Source organism: Mycolicibacterium brisbanense (assembly GCF_001570425.1).
GTDB lineage: Bacteria > Actinomycetota > Actinomycetes > Mycobacteriales > Mycobacteriaceae > Mycobacterium > Mycobacterium brisbanense.
The window spans coordinates 109,219-124,019 of record NZ_BCSX01000040.1 but is presented as its reverse complement, the minus strand read 5'-3'; the positions used below and the strand labels follow the sequence as shown (position 1 = coordinate 124,019).

Sequence of the window (14,801 nt, the reverse complement as noted above, 5' to 3'; positions counted from 1 at the left end):
GCGTTGGTTGACCGCCGACATAGCTTACTTGTATAACCTTCTCAACCGGCCGTAGCCTACAGCGGGCCCTCGCCTGCCAGACCGAAGGTGCAGATATGACATCCACCGACACCAGCGCAGCCCCGTCGACCACGCAGTACCGCAGCATCGACGACCTGTCGGTGAGCCTGGCCGACGGTGTGCTGTCGGTGACGCTCAACCGGCCCGAGAGCCTCAACTCGCTGACCCAGGAGATGCTGGTCGCCATCGCCGACGCGATGGATCTCGCCGCAGGCGACCCCGCGGTCCGTGTGGTGCGACTGGGTGGAGCCGGTCGCGGATTCAGCTCAGGCGCGGGCATCAGCGAGGACGACCAGAGCGCCGAATCCTTCGACGCCGCAGGCGTTCTCGACGCGGCCAATCGCGCAGTCGGGTCCATCGTGGCGCTGCCCAAGCCCGTCGTCGTCGTGGTGCAGGGCCCCGCCGCCGGAGTCGGGGTCTCGCTGGCCCTCGCCGGTGATGTGGTGCTGGCTTCCGATGCGGCGTTCTTCCTGCTGGCCTTCACCAAGATCGGGCTGATGCCCGACGGTGGCGCGTCGGCGTTGGTCGCCGCGTCGATCGGCAGGGGCCGCGCGATGCGGATGGCGCTGCTGGCCGAGCGGCTCAGCGCCGCCGACGCGTACGCCGCCGGCCTGATCGGCGGTGTCTACCCGGCTGCCGAGCTGGACGCCGAGGTGGACAAGGTCATCGGCAAACTGCGCTCGGGTCCGGCGGTGGCGCTGCGCAAGACCAAGCACGCCATCAATGCGGCCACCCTGACCGAGCTCGACAGCGCGTTCGCACTGGAGCGGGAAGGGCAGCTTCGGCTGTTGGCGTCCAACGACTTCCGTGAGGGCACCCGCGCGTTCCAGCAGAATCGGCGTGCGGAGTTCACCGACTCCTGACGCCCGGCGAAAATCGTTGGACGCGGGCGGTATCCGTCCGCGACCATCGAGGGATGAGTACGCAGCTTGACACCGGCCGACCGGTCCGATGGCGCGTGCTCGCCCCGTTCCGGGTGCGGGAATACCGGCTGCTGATCGGGGCGGTGAGCCTGTCGATCTTCGCCGAAGGCATGTGGTCGGTGGTGATGGCGCTACAGGTCATCGCCCTGGACAACGATCCGGCGTCACTGTCACTGGTCGCCACCTGCCTCGGTGGTGGGCTGGTGCTGTTCGTGCTCGTCGGCGGCATCGCCGCGGACCGGATCAATCAACGTGCCATCATCATCGCCGTCGAGTCGGTCAACCTGCTCACGGTCACCGCCGTCGCTGTCCTCGGACTCGTTGGCGCCCTTCGGATCTGGCATATGGCGGTCGCTGCGGGCGTGCTCGGCATCGCTGCGGCCTTCTTCTTCCCCGCATACAGCGCCCTACTGCCCCGCGTCCTGCCTGCCGAACAACTGTTGGCCGCCAACGGCGTCGAGGGTGTCGTGCGGCCGGTGTTCCAGCGTTCGGTGGGGCCGGCGGTGGCAGGCATGGTGGTGGGTGCGACGCTTCCGTCGATCGGCGCAGTAGCTGTCGCGTGCTTGTTCGGCCTGGGCCTGGTGCTGCTGGTGGCCACCCGCGGTGCCACCGATTCGGCTGCGCCGCAAGCGGATCAGCGGCCGCACGTGCTGCGCGATCTGAGCGACGGCTTCCGGTTCATGGTGCGTACACCGTGGCTGCTGTGGACGCTGCTGTTCGCCAGCATCTATGTGCTGGTGGTGGTCGGCCCCATCGAGGTGTTGCTGCCGTTCATCGCCAAGGACCGGTTCGCCGACGGCGCCCGCATGTACGGTTTCATCCTGGCGTTCTTCGGGTTCGGCAGTGCGCTGGGCGCTTTGGCGGTGTCGTCACGACAGATGCCGCGCCGCTATCTGACCATGCTGATGATGATGTGGGGGCTCGGCGCGATCCCTCTCGTGATCGTCGGCATGACAACGTCATTCCCCTTGATGGCCGCCGCGACGTTCGTCATCGGCGTCACCGACGGAGCCGCGGTGGTGATCTGGGGGACGCTGCTGCAGCGTCGGGTGCCGACGGCGATGCTGGGCCGGGTGTCCAGCCTGGACTTCTTCGTGTCGCTGGCCTTCATGCCCTTGTCGTTCGCGATCGTCGGGCCGCTGTCGAAGGTGGTGCCGATGCACACGATCTTTTTGGTGGCGGGGGTGGCACCGGTGCTGCTGGCCACCGTGGCCCTCGTCGCGGCTCGCATGCCGCGCGATGAGCTGGCCCACCCGCTGGGTTAGTACGCCGACGTTTCGCTCTGCGCCGACGGCGGGCCCCACTCGCACGTTCGCACCCTAGGCGCAGAGTCAATGGTGGGAGCTATCGGTGCAGGCCCGTGAGATGCAGGTATGCCTGAGCGTTGAGCTGGTTGTGGCCCACCTCGTCATCGCTGAGCTCGCGGCGCACCTTGGCCGGCACGCCCGCGACCAGCGACCGCGGTGGTACCACCATGCCCTGCGGTACCACCGCGCCCGCCGCCACCAGTGACCCCGCGCCGATCACGGCACCGTTGAGCACCACGGCCCCCATACCGATCAGGCTGTTCTCCTCGACAGTGCACCCGTGCAACACCACGTTGTGGCCGACCGTCACCCCGCCCGCGATGCGGCAGGGGAACCCGGGGTCGACGTGCACGGTGACGCCGTCCTGAATGTTGCTGCCCGCACCCACCACGATGGGTTCGAACTCGGCGCGCAGCGTGGCGCCGTACCAGACGCTGGCCCCGGCCGCGAGCGAAACCTGGCCGATCACATTGGCATTGGGCGCAATCCAGGCGTCGGGATCCACTGTGGGGGTATGACCGGCGACGGACGCGATGAGCGGCTCAGGCATGACGGCCATGGTAATCAGACGGCCACCGATGTCCGCGTGCGCCTCACGTTCCCTGGAATACCTTGCGATAGCTCGACGGTGACATGCCGAGCCCGCGGCGCAGGTGATGACGCAGGTTGCCTGCGCTGCCGAGCCCGGCCCGGCGAGCCACCTCATCAACCGAAAGATCATGGGATTCCAGCAGTTCCCTGGCTCGGTCCACGCGCCGGCTGCGGATCCACGCTCCGGGTGCCTGGCCGGTTTCGGCGAGGAACCGGCGGCTGAACGTGCGGGCGCTCATGTGGGCGTGCCGCGCCAGCCGTTGCACGGTGAGCTCCTCGTCGAGGTGCGCCAGCGCCCACTGGCGCGTGGCGGCGGTCGACGCGTGCGGTGCATCGGGCTCGGCGACCGGGGCAATGAACTGTGCCTGACCGCCCTCGCGCCAGGGTGGCACCACGCAGTAGCGCGCCACGCCGTTGGCCACCGCGGCCCCGTGATCGCTGCGAATGATGTGCAGGCACAGGTCGATTCCCGCAGCCAGGCCCGCGGAGGTGAGCACATCCCCGTCGTCGACGAAGAGCACGTGCTCGTCGAGTCGCACCGCGGGATGCAGCCGCCGCATGTCCGCGGCGAAACGCCAATGCGTGGTGGCGGGCCTGCCGTCGAGTAGGCCCGCAGCGGCCAGCACGAACGCCCCGGTGCAGATCGACACCAGGCGCGTGCCGCGACGAATGCGGTCCAGCGCCTCGGACACTTCGGTGTCCAGGACACCGTCGATGCGCGCCGGTGCGTAGCGGGTGCCCGGAATCACCACGGTGTCTGCGGTATCCAGCGCCTCCAACCCGGCCGCGGGCACGATCGCGAAACCGTTGGTGGCGGGCACCGGTCCGGTGCCCAGACCACACATCACGACGTCGTAGAGCGGTGTGCCCACGGCATCGACGGCGTTGGCGAACAGTGTCGGCGCGATGGCCGCGTCAAAGCCGACCACCGGCGCCAGCAGCAGGACGGCCACGCGGTGCATACCCGATTCTGGCATGTTTTTGATGAATGCTGGCATTTATGCCACTGGCCGGGTCGCCGCCCGTCGGACACAGTGGTCGGGTGAAAATCCGCGTCCATTGGGCCTGGGTGGTGGCGGCGATCAGTTTTGTCGCGATCCTCGGCGCCGCAGGCTTCCGCTCGATCCCCGGCGTCATGATGAATCCGCTGCATCACGAGTTCGGCTGGTCGCACGGCACGGTCGGCCTGGCGATGTCGGTCAACATGACGTTGTACGGCCTCACCGCGCCGTTCGCCGCAGCGCTGATGGACCGTTTCGGTGTGCGGCCGGTGCTGACGGTGTCGCTGCTGCTGATCGCGACCGGTTCAGCGGTCAGCACCCTGATGACCGCGAGCTGGCAACTGGTCCTGCTGTGGGGCGTGCTGGTGGGCATCGGGACCGGCTCGATCTCGATGGGCTTCGTCGCCACCATCGCCACCCGCTGGTTCGACGCGCGTCGCGGCCTCGTCACCGGTGTGCTCACGGCCGCCAGCGCGACCGGCCAATTGATCTTCCTGCCGATCGTCGCAGCCGTCACCACCGCTCACGGCTGGCGCTGGGCCTCGCTCATCGTCGCGGCTGCCGCGCTGGCCGTCGTACCACTGGTGGCACTGTTCATGCGCAACTACCCCAGCGACAAAGGCCTCGCCCCCTACGGCGCCGACGCCATCGCACCGCCCACGCCGCTGGCTACCGGCAGCTTCAGCGCGGCCATCGACGGACTGCGCATCGGCTCGCGGGTGCCCGCCTTCTGGCTGCTGGCGGGCAGCTTCGCGATCTGCGGCATGACCACCAACGGTCTGATCGGCACCCACTTCATCCCCGCGGCCAACGACCACGGCATGCCGACCACGGTGGCTGCCGGCTTGCTGGCCACCATCGGCGTCCTCGACGTGGCAGGCACGGTGTTCTCCGGCTGGCTCACCGATCGCGTGGATCCCCGGCTGCTGCTGCTCGTGTACTACGCCGGCCGGGGCGTCTCGCTGCTGCTGTTGCCGTCACTGCTCTCGCCACACGCCGAGCCGAGCACGTGGGTGTTCATCTTGTTCTACGGCCTGGACTGGGTGGCCACAGTGCCGCCGACCATCGTGCTGTGCCGCGAGTACTTCGGCGAGCGCTCCCCCGTCGTGTTCGGATGGGTCTTCGCGTCGCACCAGCTGGGCGCAGCCGTCGCGGCAGCAGGCGCGGGCTGGATACGCGATGTGAACGGCAGCTACGACGTGGCGTTCTACCTGGCTGCGGGGCTGTGCTTCGTCGCCGCGGCGTTCTCGGCGGGCATCAGAAAGGTGCAGGTCGGTAGAGTCGAGCCGGCGGCAGTAGACACTTCTGCTTTGCCGTAACCGCACGGTTACCTTTACCATCCGATGCGGCGCCGCGGGGAACGCCGAGGCCGTCGTATCTTCGCGTGTCCCCATGGGGCACGCGCGCCACCGGCTGCCGACGAACCACAGGCCAGGCATGAGCGGGAGGAAAACCCACCTATGAAGACTCGCACCAAGACTCTTGGCGCAGCCGCGGCGGTCGCCGCCATCGCGGCGTCGCTGCCGTTGTCGATCACCGCCAACGCCGATCCGGCAGCACCGACGACGACAGAGACCATCACCGTCGAGATCCCGGACCCGCAGGGCCCCGGCTGCGACAACTTCAAGAAGGAAATGCCGGACTGGAAGGCGCTGTCCAAGCAGCCCGTGAGCAAGGTCCTGGCGAGCATCCCCGAGATCAGCACCTTCAACTCCGCGGTCGCCGGTGGCATGAATCCGGCGGTCAACATCACCGCGGTCCTCGACAACGGCCCGTACGTGGTGTTCGCCCCGAACAACGACGCGTTCGCCGCGATGGAACCGGGCAAGCTCGATGCGCTCAAGGGCAACGTCGCCGCGCTCACCAGCCTGGACTACTACCACGCGTTCCTCGGCCTGCTCGGCCCGGACGACGTCAAGGGCCAGCGGCCCACCCAGCAGGGCGCTGAGATCAAGGTGACCGGCAAGGGCGGCGACATCAAGGTCAACGACACCGCCAAGATCGTGTGTGGTGGCATCGAGGCCCAGAACGCCCGGATCTACATCATCGACGCGGTGCTCGACCCCAACTCTCCGCCGGAGCCGTTCACCCCGACCGGCGTCAGCACCACGTCCACGACCCCGACGACGCTCTCGAGCGAAGCTCCCAAGCCGTCGCCCACCGCGACGCCTGCCGCCGACGCGCCGATCGGCTGACCTTTCCTGCGCGAGCAGACGTGAAAGCCCCCCAAATCACGTGATTTGGGGGGCTTTCGCGTCTGCTCGCCGAAGAAACTAGACGCCGAGATCCCGGCCGATGATCTCCTTCATGATCTCGGTGGTACCACCGAAGATCGTCTGGATGCGCCCGTCGACATAGGCCCGGGCGACCCGGTATTCCATCATGTAGCCGTAGCCGCCGTGCAGTTGCACGCACTGGTCGACCACCTTCTTGGCCACCTCGGTGGCCCACCACTTGGCCTTGGCCGCTTCGACGGCCGTCAGCTCACCGTCGACCACGCCCTGCAGGCAGCGGTCGATGTAGTTCTCGGTGACCTCCAGCTCGGTCTCCATCTCGGCGAGCAGGAATCGGTTGTGCTGGAAGCTGCCGATCGGCTGACCAAAGGCCTTGCGGTCCTTGGCGTATTGCAGCGTCTCCTGAAAAACCGCGCGCGCACCGTAGATCGCCGAGATCGCGATGCCGAGCCGCTCCGAGGGCAGGTTCGTCATCAGGTGATAGAAACCGCGCCCTTCCTTACCGAGCAGGTTGGCGTTCGGCACGCGGACGTTCTCGAAGTGCAGCTCGGAGGTGTCCTGGCTGTGCAGGCCCATCTTGTCGAGCTTGCGGCCGCGGGTGAAGCCTTCCATGCCCCGCTCGACCACGAACAGCGTGAAGCCCTTGTGCCCGGCCTCGGGATCGGTCCGGGCGACCACGACGACGAGGTCGCTGTTGATGCCCGACGATATGAAGGTCTTGGAGCCGTTGATGATCCAATCGTCGCCGTCGCGCACCGCGGAGGTCCGGATACCGGCCAGGTCGCTGCCGGCGCCGGGCTCGGTCATCGCGATGGCGATGATCAGCTCGCCGCTGGCGATGCCGGGCATCCAGCGCTGCTTCTGCTCGTCGTTGGCCAACTCCTTGAAATACGGGCCGACGACGTCGTTGTGCAGGCTCAGTGCCGGGCCGTGCACACCGGCCTTGGCGATCTCCTCGTCGATGATGGCGTTGAACCGGAAGTCGTCCGAACCGCCGCCGCCGAACTCCTCGGGCATGTTGAAGCCGATGACGCCGTACTTGCCCGCGGCCGTGTAGGCAGAGCGGTCGACGATGCGCTCGGCCTCCCACCTCTCGCTGTTGGGGACCAGTTCGCGGTCGATGTACTCCTTGACGGTCTCGCGGAACGCCTCGTGTTCGGCCGTGTAGATCTGTCGCTTCATGAATTACTTTGCCTTCCAGACAGGTTGGCGCTTCTGCGCGAAAGCCAGCGGTCCTTCTTTGGCGTCCTCGGTTTGCAGCAGCGTGCTGAATTCGCGGTTGGTGCGCCGCCAGCCTTCCTTGTCCGCGGTGATGACGCCGTCGTCGACGCCATAGGCCACCCGCTTGCTGGCCTGCACGGCCAACGGTGCGTTGCCGGTGATCCGTTCGGCCAGCTTGAGCGCCGCGTCCACCACGGTGCCGTCGGGCACCACCTGGTTGATGAGGCCCCACCGCAGCGCGTCCGCCGAGGACATCGGCTCACCGGTGAACAGCAGCTCGTTGGCCACCTTGCGCGGCAGCTGCTCGGCGATGCGGAACACGCCACCCGCGCCCGCGATGAGGCCCCGCTTCACCTCGGGCAGACCGAATTTCGCACTTTCCTCGGCCACGATGAGGTCACTGGCCAGAGCCAGTTCGGTGCCACCGCCCAGGGCAGTGCCGTTGACCGCGGCGATGGTCGGCTTGTCGATGAAATGGCTGACGTATCCGGCGAATCCGTATTCGGGATGGTCGGGGTGGAAGAGGTTCTCCCCGCGCGATATCGCCTTCAGGTCGGCGCCCGCGCAGAACGACTTGTCACCCGATCCGGTGATCACCACGGCGCGGATCTCCGGATCCTGCTGCGCTTGCTCGAGCGCGTCGCCGACGGCGATGCTCACCGAGGAGTTCACGGCGTTGCGCGCCTCCGGCCGGTTGATGGTGATGAGCAGGACGTTGCCTCTGCGCTCGACAAGGGCGCCCTCGTCACTCACAGCAGCTCCAGGATGGTCGCGTTGGCCTGGCCGCCACCTTCGCACATCGTCTGCAGGCCGTACTGAATGTTGTTGTCCCGCATGTGGTGCACGAGTGTGGTGAGGATGCGGGCGCCGGATCCGCCGAGCGGGTGGCCGAGCGCGATGGCACCGCCGTTGGGGTTCAGGCGGTTCTCGTCGGCGCCGATGTCCTTGAGCCACGCCATGGGCACCGGGGCGAAGGCCTCGTTGACCTCGAACGCACCGATCTGGTCGACGCTCAGACCCGATTTCTTCAGCGCCTTCTCGGTGGCCGGGATGGGCGCGGTCAACATGATGACCGGGTCGGCACCGGCGAGCACTGCGGTGTGCACCTTCGCGATCGGCTTGAGCCCCAGCTCTTTTGCCTTTTCGGCCGACATGACCAGCAGCGCGGCTGATCCGTCGGAGATCTGGCTGGAGTTGCCGGCGTGGATCACTCCGTCTTCTTTGAACGCGGGCTTGATGGCGGCCATGGACTCGACCGTGCCGCCGCGCCGGATGCCGCCGTCCTCGAGAACGATGCCACCATCCTGATCCTTGATCGCCACGATCTGGTCTTTGAACGCACCGGAATCCTGTGCAGCGGCGGCCTTTTCGTGCGATCGCAGCGAGAACTCGTCGAGCTGGGTACGGGAAAGGCCCCACTGCTCGGCGATCATCTCGGCACCGATGCCCTGGTTGGGCGTCTTGTGGTCGTAGCGGGCCTGGAAGGCCTCAGGGTAGGGGTGTCCGCCATTGGCCAGCGAGGAACCCATCGGCGTGCGCGACATGGACTCGACGCCGCCGGCGACGACGACGTCGTAGTGCCCGGCGATCACTCCGGCGACGGCGAAGTGCAGCGACTGCTGACTGGAACCGCACTGGCGATCCACGGTGACGCCGGGGACCGTCTCGGGCCAGCCGGCCGTCAGCACCGCGGTACGCGCGATGTCGAGCGCCTGCTCACCGGCCTGCATGACACAGCCCCAGATGACGTCATCGACAAGGGCGGGGTCGACGCCGGCCCGCTCCACCAGCGCGTTGAGCACCTGGGCGGAGAGTTCCGCGGGGTGCACGCCCGACAGTGCGCCGTTGCGCTTGCCGACCGGGGAGCGCACCGCCTCCACGATGACAGCTTCAGCCATGGACTTCTCCTTCGAAGATGGGTTGGTGTTGACGAAGACTCTGTATTACAAGTGAACGTAGAACAGAAGGTTTACTAGGTCAACCTACTGGTTGGTAGACGGCCATAGCCTGCGGTTTCGGGTACGGTGATTGCTCCGTTTGCCGCGGCTACCGCCCTCCACATGGTTTACTGAGTTGTATACCTAGCCGCAGCGGCCGGGTCGTTCAGTGTTACCGGGAGAGTTCGCAGGAGACCGTTGTGGCTGGAAGTACACCGCTGGCGCCGATGATCGGGCCGGACTCGATGACGCCGCACACCCCGGTCCGCTCCCCGAAGACCGCCGAGCTCGTGGCAGGCACCCTGCGCCGCATGGTCGTCGACGGCCAGCTCAAAGAAGGCGACTACCTGCCCAACGAAGCCGAGCTCATGGAGCACTTCGGGGTCAGCAGGCCGACACTGCGCGAGGCCGTGCGCGTGCTGGAATCCGAACGGCTGGTCGAGGTGCGGCGCGGCTCCCGCACCGGTGCCCGGGTCCGGGTGCCCGGCCCCGAGATCGTCGCGCGCCCGGCGGGTCTGCTGCTCGAGCTCTCCGGCGCCGACATCGCCGATCTGCTGGTGGGGCGTGCGGCCATCGAGCCGATGGCCGCGCGACTGCTGGCCGAGAAGGGCGACGAGGAGGCTATCGCCGAACTGGAACGAATGCTCGACGAGCACATCCCGAAGGACTACCAGTCAGACCGTCTGGCCGAGACCACCGGAGATTTTCACCGCCGCGTGGTGGAGCTGTCGGGCAATGCCACCTTGGGCATCATCGCCGGCATGCTGCACGAGATCACCGTGCGCCACCACGCCTTCCTGTTCAAGGAGCGCAGGCCGGTCGCCAAGAACGACTACGACAAGCTGATGCGCTCTTATCGCAAGCTCATTCAACTCATCCGCTCCGGCGATGGCGACGCTGCCGAGGCACACTGGCGCAAGCATCTCGACACCGCGCGCATCCTCATGCTCAAGGACATCGAGAGCGTCAAGGTTCGCGACGTCATGCGCTAAGCGCCGCACGGTCCAGCCTCATGGCACTGACGACTTCACGTCGTACACCGGCACATCGTCGGCCCACGGCTGACGGGTCACCATGTCGGCGACCTTGACGTACCCGCTCTCGAACTCGCCGGTCGCGGCATCGACGAGCCGGTACCGTTGCGTCTGCCGGTGGATAGGTTGCGCGTCGAGCATGACGATGCGGACTTCGCCGGGCGCAAACCCGCACCGCTTCTGCAGCGCGGCAACCAATTGTTCGTTGCTCATGTGCCCGTCGCCGAAGTTCCAGCCGATGGCGGTGGACACGATCCGCTCGCCGTCGGTCAGCGTGTACTCGTTCTCGTCGAACCCGGCCATCGCGCGGTGCGCCAAGGTGAACAGTGCCCGGCCATGAGTGTTGAACGCGCGGAAGGCATATCCCATGTAGAGCGGGATCTGCGCGGCCTCCTTGCTGCCGTAGAACCGCTCCAGTTGCGCGGCGGGCATGCTGGCGATCGCCACGATGCCCTTGCTGATCTTCTCGTCGGCCGATGGTTTGATACACCATAACGACGTGTCCCAGTTGCCCGCGTAGTACCGCATGCCCGGCAGGAAGGACACCTTGCGCGGGAACAGGTTTCCCAGCGCCACCGTGCCCGCGACGACGGCGAACAGCACGAGCGGCCAGGGACTCGTGAGGTCACCGAGCCCGATGCCGGCGTGGCCGACGAACAAGGCCAGCACCGAGAACATCATGAAGACGTTCCATTCCAGCGGCACACCCATCGGGATCGAGGACAAGATGCCGAAGTGGAAGCAGAGCATGACGAAGGCCGCGACGTACGTCGGCCAACCCCCACCGGAGAAGAACAGCACCAACGGCACGAGACCCTCGATCGCCGTGCTGAAATGCGCCAACCAGCGCGACAGCAGACCCGGCCGCAGATCGTCCGGGAAGTGCTCGAAGAACTTGCGCTTGATCCAGCGGGGCCGGAACACCGGATTGTTGCTCATCATCGTCGAGATGACGAACGGAAAGTGCTTGTTGAGCTTGGAGGTAGCCGCGCCCAGCCAGATCACCAGGCAGACGAGCTTGGCGGCGATGACGATGTCGGCACCGGTGAACAGGAAGCACACGGCCAGCGAGCCGTACACCTCACCACGGGCCGCCAGGAAGATCACCTTGTCGCGTAGGCCGAGCACCGCGAGCAGCCCGACGACGGCCGCGGTCTGCCAGACCGGCAGCACGCCGATCTCGGTCCCGAGCTCCGGGATGGGGCCGGTGCCCTGCGAGAACAGCGCCACGAACAGCACCACCAGGAGTGCGGCGTAGAGCAGCACATCCAGCGGCGTGCGGCTGTCCCCCGCGGTGAGCGGAATCCGGTTGGGCCAGGGCGGCAACCGAATGGTCTTGGGGCGCAACCAGTACAGCGCCGAGCCCATCGGCGGGAAGAACCGGTTGTTCAGCGGGCCGAAGCCGCAGCCTAATCCCACGACCTCGAACAGCATCGTGAAGAAAACCACCTTCTGGTACACGATCGGTTCGGCGTACCAGTGCGCGACGTTGGTGAAGCCGTTGATGCCGTCGGTGCTGAGTGCGACCAGCCAGGCCACCAGGATGTAGGCGGCGATCTTCGCGACGTAGAACAGGTGCAGTGCGACCGGGGTGCCGAAGCCGACCTCGGCCCAGTGCCGGGCCATCGGCACGATCTTCTCCGCCCGCGTGCCCTTGCTCCACTGCTCGAAGTCGATCTGTGGGGTGTCCTGTTTGAGAAATCCCATGCCGGCAAGACTAGAACGTGTTCTAGTCTGCCCTCACGCGAACGCCCAAACTACGGTTTTTGCCGCGAAAACGCGGGAATTGCAGCAGAAACCGTAGTGTGGGCGCTACGGGGTGCCGGCGTTGACCGGCGGGCGGAAGAAAATGGCCAATTGTCCGATGCCACCGGCCAACCCGAGAACCACGGCGATCGCCAGCCCACACCAACCGTGCAGCAGGTGATAGAACCCGGAGGTGTGGAGCAGGGCGTAGTCCAGGCTGTAGCGCCCGGCGCCGGTGCCTGCGATCGCCACCGCGGTCACCGCGAGGATCAGGTTGTACTCCCAGCCCTCCTTGACGATGAAGAACCCGTTGCGCCGGTGCACGGTCCAGGCCGCCACCAACATGAGCGCGACGAACCCGGCCGCGGGGACGGGCGTCAACAGACCGAGCGCCAGGCCCAGGCCGGCGGCCAGCTCGGTGCTGGCCGCGACCCGCGCATGAAACGTCCCCGGCTTCATGCCGATGCTCTCGAACCAGCGCGCGGTTCCGGCGATCCGGCCCCCACCGAAGAACTTGTTGTAGCCGTGGGCGGCCATGGTCAGCCCGAGAACCACCCGCAGAATCAGGATCGCAACGTCACTAGCCATGTAACAGAATCTAGGTCATCTGTTAAACGGCCGCCCAGCCACCATCCACGCTGAGGATCGCGCCGTGGATGTTGGCGGCGTCGTCGCCCGCCAGGAAGACGACCGCTGCCGCCACCTCCTCAGGTGTGCTCATGCGCCGCGACGGGATGCGGGCCAGCACCGGTGCGACATGGTCGGCGGCTTCGGCGGCGCGCTCGGTGGCGATCGGGCCCGGCGCGACGGCGTTGACCCGCACCCCGGACGGGCCATACTCGGCGGCCCACGACTTGGTCAGCGAATGCACGGCCGCCTTGGTCGAGTTGTACAGCGCGGACTTGTCCCCGCCGATCAGGCCCGTGATGGATCCGATGTTGACGACGGCGCCGCGGCCGCGCGCCACCATGCCCGGTGCCAGCGCGCCGGTGAGCAGGAACGGGCCGACGACGTTGGCGCGGTAGGACTCCAGCAGCGTGGCTTCGGAGATGTCGGCGGTGGGTTCGGGGATGGACCAGACGCCTGCGTTGTTGACGAGGATGTCGACGTCGCCTGCTGCGGCCGCGAGCCGACGGACCTCGTCCTCGCCCGCACCGAGGTCGGCGGCGACGAAGTCCGCGGCCCCGCCCGCGGACCGGATGCCGGCGACGACGGCGTCGCCCCGCACCTTGTTTCTGCCGGTGACGATGACCCGGGCGCCCTCGGCGGCCAGCGCTTTGGCGATGGCGACGCCGAGCCCCCCGGTGGACCCTGTGACCAGTGCTGTTCGACCGTGCAACCGCGTACTCTTTGGACTCATGAGTCCAGGTGTACTGCCATGAAAATGGACCTGCAAGTCCAGAAATTCACCGCCAAGGGTGAAGCGACCCGGCAGCGCATCATCGAGGGCGCCGCAGCCGAGATCCGCAGCCGCGGGGTCGCCGAGACCACGATCGACGATATCCGGGCCCGCACGCATACCTCCAAAAGCCAACTGTTCCACTACTTCCCGGGCGGCAAGGAGCAGCTGCTACTCGAGGTCGCGTCGCATGAAGCCGATCAGGTGCTCGCCGATCAGCAACCCCACCTCGGCGCGCTGACCTCGTGGGCGGCGTGGCAACGCTGGCGCGACGCCGTCGTCGATCGCTACCGCCGACAGGGCCAGAACTGCCCGATGAGCATGCTGATGTCGGAGATCGGGCGCACCACCCCGGGCGCGCAGGCCGTCACGGCGACACTCGTGCGGCGCTGGCACGACGACATCGCAGCAGGGATCACCGCGATGCAGGCTCAGGGCAAGATCTCGGCACACATCGACGCGGGCCGTGCGGCGGCGGCCCTGCTGGCCGGAATCCAGGGCGGCGTCGGCATCCTGCTGGCCACCGGCGACATCTCGTATCTCGAGACCGCTCTCGACCTAGGCATCGAGAATCTGCGCGGCTGAGCGAACCCGACAATCGTTCAACAACTTTGTTGACTATTTCCGTGCGCCGTGATGTGCTGGAGAAATATTCAACAGATTTGTTTAACGACTGAAAGGGATGGCTCATGACGACCGCCGACCCCGTGTACGTCTGGACCCTCTACCGCGATACGCGGCAGCGCATCGTCGACCTGATGACCGAGGACGCGTGGGAGGTCAACGTGCCGGCCTGCCCACTGTGGTCGGTACGCGATGTCGTCGCGCACATGACCGCGGTCGCCGAAGACTGGGCTGCCGGCACGCTGACGCCACCGCCGTCCGACGCCGAAACCGCCGCGCAGATAGCACGTTTCGACGGACACGACACCACCGATGTGCTGGCCGCCTGGGACGCCGCGGCAACCCGGTTGCACCGCCTCGCCGAGCGGGGAACCGCTCCCCCGCTCGGCGACATCGTGGTGCACGAGCACGATATCCGGGGTGCCCTCGCCGCCCCCGGCGCCCGCCACGACGCCGCCGTGTCGCAAACCTCCGATCAACTGCTCAACATCCTGAAGACTCCGATGCCGTTGCGGGTGACCGTCGAGGACGGGGACTACCGCACCGGCCCGCAGGGCGGCGGCGAGATAGGCCTTCGCACCACCCGATTCGAGGTTTTGCGGTGGCGCACCGGGCGACGTAGCCGCGGTCAACTCGCAGCCATGGACTGGTCGGCCGATCCCACCCCGGTACTCGAACACCTGTACCTGTTCGGTCCCGCCGACGCTGACCTGACCGAGTAGGA

The 14,801-nt window shown here is 67.0% G+C and carries 15 protein-coding genes; 7 read left to right on the top strand and 8 right to left on the bottom strand.

The genetic code is table 11. From position 1 onward, the window contains the following. Positions 1 to 95: 95 nt before the first annotated feature. Complete coding sequence (locus tag RMCB_RS23195) at positions 96 to 923, top strand: enoyl-CoA hydratase (protein WP_029366443.1); 828 nt, start codon at positions 96 to 98, stop codon at positions 921 to 923. 53 nt (positions 924 to 976) lie between these two features. Then, a complete protein-coding gene (tet(V), locus tag RMCB_RS23190; protein ID WP_062830651.1) occupies positions 977 to 2,248 on the top strand; it encodes a tetracycline efflux MFS transporter Tet(V) in 1,272 nt (423 codons plus the stop codon). Positions 2,249 to 2,327: 79 nt separating this feature from the next. On the opposite strand, the gene RMCB_RS23185 is transcribed toward tet(V), so the two are convergent. Both RMCB_RS23185 and RMCB_RS23180 read right to left on the bottom strand, forming a co-directional pair. Beyond that, entirely contained in the window at positions 2,328 to 2,840 is a 513-nt protein-coding gene (locus tag RMCB_RS23185; protein ID WP_062830733.1) for a gamma carbonic anhydrase family protein, read from the bottom strand. Positions 2,841 to 2,883: 43 nt separating this feature from the next. Beyond that, positions 2,884 to 3,843, bottom strand: a complete 960-nt coding sequence (locus RMCB_RS23180; protein ID WP_062830732.1) for a GlxA family transcriptional regulator — start codon at positions 3,841 to 3,843, stop codon at positions 2,884 to 2,886. Between the two features lie 38 nt (positions 3,844 to 3,881). Here RMCB_RS23180 and RMCB_RS23175 point away from each other — a divergent pair, with 38 nt between their 5' ends. Beyond that, positions 3,882 to 5,201 carry an MFS transporter gene (locus tag RMCB_RS23175; RefSeq protein ID WP_062830650.1) on the top strand — a complete coding sequence of 440 codons (1,320 nt, stop codon included), beginning with the start codon at positions 3,882 to 3,884 and terminating at the stop codon, positions 5,199 to 5,201. Between the two features lie 141 nt (positions 5,202 to 5,342). Continuing rightward, positions 5,343 to 6,077, top strand: a complete 735-nt coding sequence (locus RMCB_RS23170) for a fasciclin domain-containing protein (RefSeq protein ID WP_029366438.1) — start codon at positions 5,343 to 5,345, stop codon at positions 6,075 to 6,077. Positions 6,078 to 6,155: 78 nt separating this feature from the next. Here the strand turns inward: RMCB_RS23170 and RMCB_RS23165 are convergent, their stop codons facing one another. From RMCB_RS23165 to RMCB_RS23155, 3 genes are read right to left on the bottom strand one after another with little or no spacing between them, the layout of a single operon-like run. After that, positions 6,156 to 7,298 (bottom strand): acyl-CoA dehydrogenase family protein, encoded by a 1,143-nt coding sequence (locus tag RMCB_RS23165; protein ID WP_062830649.1) that lies wholly within the window; start codon positions 7,296 to 7,298, stop codon positions 6,156 to 6,158. 3 nt (positions 7,299 to 7,301) lie between these two features. Continuing rightward, the gene (locus RMCB_RS23160; RefSeq protein ID WP_062830648.1) at positions 7,302 to 8,090 is read right to left on the bottom strand and encodes a crotonase/enoyl-CoA hydratase family protein; all 789 of its coding nucleotides are present in this window, start codon (positions 8,088 to 8,090) and stop codon (positions 7,302 to 7,304) included. Further along, a complete protein-coding gene (locus tag RMCB_RS23155; protein ID WP_062830647.1) occupies positions 8,087 to 9,235 on the bottom strand; it encodes a thiolase family protein in 1,149 nt (382 codons plus the stop codon). Before RMCB_RS23155 ends, RMCB_RS23160 begins: the two co-directional genes overlap by 4 nt. Positions 9,236 to 9,474: 239 nt before the next feature. Here RMCB_RS23155 and RMCB_RS23150 point away from each other — a divergent pair, with 239 nt between their 5' ends. Continuing rightward, the gene (locus RMCB_RS23150; RefSeq protein ID WP_029366434.1) at positions 9,475 to 10,266 is read left to right on the top strand and encodes a FadR/GntR family transcriptional regulator; all 792 of its coding nucleotides are present in this window, start codon (positions 9,475 to 9,477) and stop codon (positions 10,264 to 10,266) included. A gap of 18 nt (positions 10,267 to 10,284) precedes the next feature. Here the strand turns inward: RMCB_RS23150 and RMCB_RS23145 are convergent, their stop codons facing one another. From RMCB_RS23145 to RMCB_RS23135, 3 genes are all read right to left on the bottom strand, one after another. Then, on the bottom strand, positions 10,285 to 12,015 hold the full coding sequence (locus RMCB_RS23145) for a DUF3556 domain-containing protein (protein WP_062830646.1): 1,731 nt from the start codon (positions 12,013 to 12,015) through the stop codon (positions 10,285 to 10,287). A 105-nt stretch (positions 12,016 to 12,120) separates the two neighbouring features. Further along, on the bottom strand, positions 12,121 to 12,642 hold the full coding sequence (locus tag RMCB_RS23140) for a DoxX family protein (RefSeq protein WP_062830645.1): 522 nt from the start codon (positions 12,640 to 12,642) through the stop codon (positions 12,121 to 12,123). A 22-nt stretch (positions 12,643 to 12,664) separates the two neighbouring features. Beyond that, on the bottom strand, positions 12,665 to 13,414 hold the full coding sequence (locus RMCB_RS23135; protein ID WP_029366431.1) for an SDR family NAD(P)-dependent oxidoreductase: 750 nt from the start codon (positions 13,412 to 13,414) through the stop codon (positions 12,665 to 12,667). A gap of 24 nt (positions 13,415 to 13,438) precedes the next feature. Between RMCB_RS23135 and RMCB_RS23130 the strand changes: the two genes are divergently transcribed. Both RMCB_RS23130 and RMCB_RS23125 read left to right on the top strand, forming a co-directional pair. Next, on the top strand, positions 13,439 to 14,038 hold the full coding sequence (locus RMCB_RS23130; protein ID WP_062830644.1) for a TetR/AcrR family transcriptional regulator: 600 nt from the start codon (positions 13,439 to 13,441) through the stop codon (positions 14,036 to 14,038). A gap of 104 nt (positions 14,039 to 14,142) precedes the next feature. Next, a complete protein-coding gene (locus tag RMCB_RS23125; RefSeq protein ID WP_062830643.1) occupies positions 14,143 to 14,799 on the top strand; it encodes a maleylpyruvate isomerase N-terminal domain-containing protein in 657 nt (218 codons plus the stop codon). The last annotated feature ends 2 nt before the right edge of the window (positions 14,800 to 14,801 follow it).

Bases quoted from the DNA above. Each gene is read 5' to 3' on its own strand.
- RMCB_RS23170 (WP_029366438.1), top strand. From the start codon at position 5,343: ATGAAGACTCGCACCAAGACTCTTGGCGCAGCCGCGGCGGTCGCCGCC.
- RMCB_RS23140 (WP_062830645.1), bottom strand. From the start codon at position 12,642: ATGGCTAGTGACGTTGCGATCCTGATTCTGCGGGTGGTTCTCGGGCTG.
- RMCB_RS23185 (WP_062830733.1), bottom strand. From the start codon at position 2,840: ATGCCTGAGCCGCTCATCGCGTCCGTCGCCGGTCATACCCCCACAGTG.
- RMCB_RS23175 (WP_062830650.1), top strand. From the start codon at position 3,882: ATGCCACTGGCCGGGTCGCCGCCCGTCGGACACAGTGGTCGGGTGAAA.
- RMCB_RS23165 (WP_062830649.1), bottom strand. From the start codon at position 7,298: ATGAAGCGACAGATCTACACGGCCGAACACGAGGCGTTCCGCGAGACC.
- RMCB_RS23125 (WP_062830643.1), top strand. From the start codon at position 14,143: ATGACGACCGCCGACCCCGTGTACGTCTGGACCCTCTACCGCGATACG.
- RMCB_RS23145 (WP_062830646.1), bottom strand. From the start codon at position 12,015: ATGGGATTTCTCAAACAGGACACCCCACAGATCGACTTCGAGCAGTGG.
- RMCB_RS23135 (WP_029366431.1), bottom strand. From the start codon at position 13,414: ATGAGTCCAAAGAGTACGCGGTTGCACGGTCGAACAGCACTGGTCACA.
- RMCB_RS23195 (WP_029366443.1), top strand. From the start codon at position 96: ATGACATCCACCGACACCAGCGCAGCCCCGTCGACCACGCAGTACCGC.
- RMCB_RS23180 (WP_062830732.1), bottom strand. From the start codon at position 3,843: ATGCACCGCGTGGCCGTCCTGCTGCTGGCGCCGGTGGTCGGCTTTGAC.
- RMCB_RS23130 (WP_062830644.1), top strand. From the start codon at position 13,439: ATGGACCTGCAAGTCCAGAAATTCACCGCCAAGGGTGAAGCGACCCGG.
- RMCB_RS23155 (WP_062830647.1), bottom strand. From the start codon at position 9,235: ATGGCTGAAGCTGTCATCGTGGAGGCGGTGCGCTCCCCGGTCGGCAAG.